Source organism: Paucibacter sp. XJ19-41, from assembly GCF_028462495.1.
Taxonomy (GTDB): Bacteria; Pseudomonadota; Gammaproteobacteria; order Burkholderiales; family Burkholderiaceae_C; genus Roseateles_E.
Genome location: NZ_JAQOWX010000050.1, coordinates 33199 through 38625 on the forward strand (window position 1 = coordinate 33199; position 5427 = coordinate 38625).

Below are 5427 nucleotides of genomic sequence, written 5' to 3' on the forward strand. Positions count from 1 at the left end.
TGCGGCGTCTTCGCCGGCAGGCGAGGTGGCCGATGCCCGCTCCGACACCGGGCCGCTGACCAGGCCCTCGGCCAGCAGCCGCTCGACGGCCTGCTGCGGCGCCAGGCCCAGGCCCTGGGCCAGGGCCTGCAACTCGGGCAGGCTGCGGCGCCCGTCCACCATGATCAGCAGCATGCGCAGGCCCGCCGGCAAGGCCTGGCGTGGCCCGGCCAGCAGGCGCCGGGCGGCATCGGTCTTGCGGAGAACTGCGGCGGTGGGCGAGGACATGGGCGGACGGTGAGCGAGGGCTGCATGCTGGCCGGGCTTTGTGGCGGCGGCGTGACGGCGTTGTGACAGCTGCAGCGCTTCGTGCAGGGCTTGGCACCTGCATGACAGCAGCAGCGCGAATCACGAGGCATCATCGGCCCATGCAGACGCCCGATAGCCCCGAGCCCCAGATCCGCCGCTACGAGCGCTTTCTGCGCGAGACGCGCGGCCTGGCCTTCGAGCGCTACGAGGATCTGTGGCAATGGTCCATCACCGAGCTCGATGCCTTCTGGTTGAGCCTGTGGGAGTTCTTCGAGCTGCGCTCGGCGACGCCGTTCGAGCGCGCCCTGGTCGACGACCGCATGCCCGGTGCACGCTGGTTCGAGGGGGCGACGCTGAACCTCGCGGACCAGGCCCTGCGCCATGCCGAGACCGGCACCGAGCGGCCGGCCATCGTCTGGAGCACCGAGGCCATGCTGGCGCGCGGCGAACTGACCGAGCTCGGCTGGCCCGAGCTGCGCGGCCAGGTCGGCGCCTTCGCGGCGGCGCTGCGCGCGCTGGGCGTGCAGCCCGGTGACCGGGTGGTCGCCTATATGCCCAATATCCCGCAGACCGCCATCGCCTTCCTGGCCGTGGCCAGCCTCGGCGCGGTCTGGTCGGTCTGCTCGCCGGACATGGGCGCGATGGCGGTGCTGGACCGCTTCCGCCAGATCGAGCCCAGGGTGCTGATCACGGTGGACGGCTATGTCTACGGCGGCCAGGCGGTGGACCGCCGACCGCTGCTGGGCGAGCTGCGCGACCAGCTGCCCAGCCTGCAGCATCTGGTGCTGCTGCCCTGGCTGGACCCGCAGGCCGACGCGGCGGCGCTGGGCGCGCTGGACTTCAACGCGCTGCTGGCGCGCGAGGACCTGGCCCCGGTGGCGCCCGAGCCGCTGCCCTTTGACCACCCGCTGTGGATCGTCTACTCCAGCGGCACCACCGGCCTGCCCAAGCCCATCGTGCACGGCCATGGCGGCATCGTGCTGGAGGCGCTGAAGGGCGGGGTGCTGCACAACGATCTGCGGGCCGAGGACCGCTTCCACTGGTACAGCTCGACCGGCTGGATCATGTGGAACTGCCAGGTCAATGCGCTGCTGGGCGGCACGACCATCTGCCTGTTCGATGGCAGCCCCGGCGGCTCGCGGGAGCGGCCGGACTGGGGCACGCTGTGGCGCTTCGCGGCGCTGGCCCGGGTCAGTTGGTTCGGCGCCGGTGCGGCCTTCTACGCCAGCTGCCTGAAGGCCGATGTACGGCCGCAGCAGGTCGGCAATCTGGGGGCGCTGCGCGCGGTCGGCGCCACCGGCAGCCCGCTGGCCGACGAGAGCTATGACTGGATCTGGCAAGGCCTGCCCGAGGTCGACGGGCGGCCGATCTGGATCGCCTGCATCTCCGGCGGCACCGACTTCGCCGGCGCCTTTCTGGCCGGCCTGCCGACGCTGCCGCTGCGGCGCGGCCAGATGCAGTGCCGCTGCCTGGGCGCGGCGGTCTATGCCTTCGGCGAGCCCGATGCGATGAGCCGGGGCCAGGCCTTGAGCGATGTGGTCGGCGAGCTGGTCTGCACCCGGCCCATCCCGTCGATGCCGCTGCGCTTCTGGGGCGATCCGGATGGCAAGCGTTATCTGGAGAGCTATTTCGAGATGTACCGCGGCCCGAATGGCGAGGGCATCTGGCGCCATGGCGACTGGCTGCGCATCACGCCCGAGGGCGGCGCCATCATCTATGGCCGCTCCGACGCGACCATCAACCGCCACGGCATCCGCATGGGCACGGCCGAGCTCTACCGCGCGGTGGAGCAGTTCCCGGAGGTGCTGGACAGTCTGGTGGTGGACCTCGAATACCTGGGGCGCGACAGCTATATGCCGCTGTTCCTGGTGCTGCGCGAGGGCCTGACCCTCGACGAGGCCTTGACGCGGCGCTTGCGCGAGGCCATCAGGACTGCGCTGTCGGCCCGCCATCTGCCCAGCGAGATCCTGCAGGTGGCGGCGATCCCGCGCACGCTGTCGGGCAAGAAGATGGAGCTGCCGGTCAAGAAGCTGCTGCTGGGCGCGGCGCCCGAGACGGTGTTCAAGCGCGATGCGATGGCCAATGCCGGCTGCGTCGACTGGTTTTGCGACTTCGCCGCGCGGCGCCGGTCCTCGCTACCCCCCATCTAGGCTGTTACCCGAGCTTCCCGGCGCCCGGGCGCCGGCGTATGCTGATCGCACAACATCAGGCTGTCGTACTGTTTCGACAAGCCTTCATCGCCAGGGATGCAACGCCAGCAGCAGGAGCGCCCATGCGCTTGCCATCCCCGGCCCGGCCCGTCAGCAAGCTTGATCTGCTGATCTGGGCCTTGCCGGCCCTGGGCCTGGCCATCATCGGCGCGCTCTGGTGGATGGTGCTGCAGACGCTGGACGGCGAGCGCGCGCTGGTCGAACGCGAGATCGAGCAGCGCGGCAACGGCCTGAACCAGGCCTTCTCGGAACACACGCGGCGCAGCCTGCAGCAGATCGACCAGATCACCGCCTTTGTCGCCAGCGATCTGGAGCACGGCCTGGGCCGCAGCAGCGAGCGCGCCGCCGCCGAAGCCGGCCTGGCCCGGCTGCTGAGGCTGGGCCTGGACGATCTGCCGGGCGTCAGATCGCTCTATATCGCCGATGCCCAGGGCCGGCTGCTGAGCAGCTCGCGGCCGGCCGAGCCGGGCGAAATCGCCGGCAAGCCGCACTTCCTGGTGCATCGCGAGGGCCAACGGCGCGGCCTGCATATCGGCAGGCCCGAGCAGATCGCCGGCGACCCCTCGTGGCGCCTGCATCTGACACGGCGGCTGCAGCATGCGGACGGCGGCTTTGCCGGCGTCGTCGGCGTCGTGATGGATCCCTACTACTTCACCGACTTCTACCGCGCCAGCCAGTTCGGCGACCAGGGCGTCGTCGGCCTGCTGGGCCTGGACTGGGTGCTGCGGGCGCGGCGCTCGGGCGAGCGGGTCTGGTTCGGCGAGGTGTCCGGCACCCGCACGCTGATCCATCAGCTGGCGCGCTGGCCGCAAGGCAGCTATCTGGCCACCAGCCGGCTCGACGGCGTGCACCGCCGCATGGCCTACCAGACGCTGGAGGACTACCAGATGGTGGTGTTCACCGGCCTGAGCCTGCCCGAGGCGCTGGCGCCCTACCAGGCACGCCGCGCCGCCGCGCTGCGCGCCACCGGCATCGCCAGCCTGACCCTGATGCTGGCCTTCGGCGGCCTGAGCTTCGCGGCCATCACGCTGCGGCGCAGCCAGGCCTCGCGCGAGCGGGCGCGGGCCCAGTTCGAGGCGGCCTCGAACGCCAGCCTGGACGCCTTCTGGATCCTGCGCGCCGAGCGCGCGGCCGACGGCCGCCTGCTCGACTTCCGCTTCACCCACTGCAATGACCGCGGCGCCGAGCTGCTGCGCCGGCCCAAGGAGCAGATCCTCTGGCATACCCGCGCCGAGGTGTTCAAGACCGCCCGCGACCCGCGCTTCTTCGAGATGTATGCCCGGGTGCTGGAGAGCGGCCAGCCGCTGCGCGCCGAGTTCGTCATCGAGACGCCGCCGGCCGCCGGCCTGGTGCTGCAGCACCAGGTGGTGCCGGTCGGCGACGGCGTGGCCATCACCAGCCGCGATGTGACGGCCGAGCGCCGCCGCGAGCAGGCCATGCTGGACACGCAGGAGGCCTTGAGGGCGGCCGAGAAACGCCTGCACGACATCACCGACCACCTGCCGGTGCTGATCGGCTATCTCGACGCGCAGGAGCGCTTGCTCTTCGTCAACGCCACCTTCAAGGACTGGCTGGGCATCGAACCCGGCACAGCGCTGGGGCGGCCGCTGCGCGAGGTGATCGGCGAGACGCTGTATGCGCAGCGCGCGCCCTGGCTGCACCGCGCGCTGGCCGGCGAGGCGGTCAGCTTCGAGCTGCAGTCGGAGACGCTGGGCGTGAGCCGCTCGCTGAAGAACGAGTACCTGCCGGACATCGCCGCCTCCGGCGTCGTGCAAGGCCTCTACACGCTGAGCCAGGATGTCTCGGCGCTCAAATCGGTGCAGCGCGAGCTGCAGCTGCTGGCCCGGCACGACAGCCTGACCGGCCTGCCGAACCGGCATCACTTCGACGAACTGCTGGGCCAGGCGCTGCGCCGCGCCCAGCGCAGCGGCAGCGCGCTGGCCTTGCTGTTCCTGGACATCGACCGGTTCAAGTCCATCAACGACAGCCTGGGCCACGCGATGGGTGATGCGGTGCTGCAGGAGTTCGCGCGGCGCCTGCAGCGCAGCGTGCGCAGCACCGACACGGTGGCGCGGCTGGCCGGCGACGAGTTCGTCATCATCCTGGAGGGCCTGGGCGGCGAGGCCGAGCCGGCTGCGGTCGCCGCCAAGATCGTCGCGGCCATGGGTCCGCGCTTCGAGCTGCAGGGCCAGCAGCTGCAGGTCTCCACCAGCATAGGCCTGGCCCAGCACCAGGGCGGGGCCATCACGCCGGCCGAGCTGCTGGCCCGTGCCGACGAGGCGCTCTATCAGGCCAAGAAGGCCGGGCGCAACACCTACCGCGTCGCCGGCGTCTGAGCGCGGAACTCGGCCGCGTCGGCCGAGCGGCGCAGGCCGATCCACTCCAGCGCCGCGAAGCCCAGCACACCGAACGCATGCAGGGCCAGATAGGCCAGGCCCCAGCCGGTCGGCGCAACAGCCCCGCTCAGCGCCAGCGCGATACAGGCCAGCGCCCAGCCGATATTGCCCACCACCACGACGCCGACCAGGGCCGACCAGAGCCGGCCGCGCGAGGCCATCAGCAACAGCAGCGCCACATAGAAGACCAGGAAGAGGCCGCTCTCCAGCAGCAGCGGCTTGGGCAGACCCAGCAGCCCGGCCATGGGCGCCGCGAACAGCAGCTGCGCGGCCGCGATGCTGCCGCTGACGACGGCATCGGCCAGCAGCGCAAGCTTGAGGATCGGGGAGGATTGAACGGTTCTCATGGCTTTCTCCGGTAGGTCATTGCACAGGGACTGGCGTTACTGTGCGGGACCGCCCGGACGCTGTCGATGACCTGCGGGGTCATAGGACGCCCCGCCCGCTTCAGCCCGGCAGCGCGATCACGACGCTCGACTCCTCGACCGCCGCCAGCGCGGCCCGGCCCGGCGCCAGCCCGTGGCCGGCCGCCG

General features: G+C 71.3%; 3 protein-coding genes and 1 pseudogene. 2 read left to right on the forward strand and 2 right to left on the reverse strand.

Going from position 1 to position 5427, the window contains the following annotated elements; translation table 11 throughout:
* Positions 1-267: pseudogene (locus tag PO768_RS14510) on the reverse strand (hypothetical protein); the annotation flags it as partial.
* Between the two features lie 140 nt (positions 268-407).
* On the opposite strand from PO768_RS14510, the gene PO768_RS14515 reads away from it, so the two are divergent.
* Together PO768_RS14515 and PO768_RS14520 are read left to right on the forward strand one after the other, a co-directional pair.
* A complete protein-coding gene (locus tag PO768_RS14515) occupies positions 408-2438 on the forward strand; it encodes an acetoacetate--CoA ligase (protein WP_272646618.1) in 2031 nt (676 codons plus the stop codon).
* Positions 2439-2560: 122 nt separating this feature from the next.
* Entirely contained in the window at positions 2561-4834 is a 2274-nt protein-coding gene (locus tag PO768_RS14520) for a diguanylate cyclase domain-containing protein (protein WP_269839343.1), read from the forward strand.
* Here the strand turns inward: PO768_RS14520 and PO768_RS14525 are convergent.
* Positions 4813-5241: a hypothetical protein gene (locus tag PO768_RS14525; RefSeq protein ID WP_137942502.1), complete on the reverse strand. Its 429-nt coding sequence runs from the start codon at positions 5239-5241 to the stop codon at positions 4813-4815. The two genes, PO768_RS14520 and PO768_RS14525, sit on opposite strands and share 22 nt — an antisense overlap.
* Positions 5242-5427: the final 186 nt, after the last annotated feature.

What these genes read in the sequence shown, in the direction of transcription:
- PO768_RS14525 (WP_137942502.1), bottom strand. Translation starts at nt 5,241, where the DNA reads ATGAGAACCGTTCAATCCTCCCCGATCCTCAAGCTTGCGCTGCTGGCC.
- PO768_RS14520 (WP_269839343.1), top strand. Translation starts at nt 2,561, where the DNA reads ATGCGCTTGCCATCCCCGGCCCGGCCCGTCAGCAAGCTTGATCTGCTG.
- PO768_RS14515 (WP_272646618.1), top strand. Translation starts at nt 408, where the DNA reads ATGCAGACGCCCGATAGCCCCGAGCCCCAGATCCGCCGCTACGAGCGC.